Raw genomic sequence first — 315 nt, forward strand, 5'->3', positions numbered from 1 at the left:
GTATTCGAATGCCTGCACCCCGGCGCTGCGCATGGCACTTCCCAGTTCCTGGGGAGCGCGGTAGTCGGCGATGTCGGTCAGCGCAGCCTCGTGATCGGAGAAAGGCGGCGCCTGCAGACGGATTCCCCGCTCCACCTTCCAGCCCGCCTCGAACGAAGCGTGCTCGGACAGAATCCTCCCGCTCGGTGGCGGCACCACCATGCCACTCCACAGGACGCAACGGTAATACGCGCTTTCGGCCATGGCCGTTTCCAGCTTCAGCGCGGCGTAGAACAGGCTTGGCTCGTGGCGACGGCCAAACCGCGACCCCCAGCG

The 315-nt window shown here is 66.3% G+C and carries 1 protein-coding gene; it reads right to left on the reverse strand.

Annotated elements, in window-relative coordinates; genetic code table 11:
* Positions 1-315 (reverse strand): RES family NAD+ phosphorylase (locus tag ACLJNW_RS24085; RefSeq protein ID WP_410961201.1); only part of this gene is annotated, 315 nt, incomplete at both ends.

Origin of the sequence: Salmonella sp. SAL4457 (assembly GCF_046548235.1) — a bacterium.
GTDB lineage: Bacteria > Pseudomonadota > Gammaproteobacteria > Enterobacterales > Enterobacteriaceae > Salmonella > Salmonella enterica.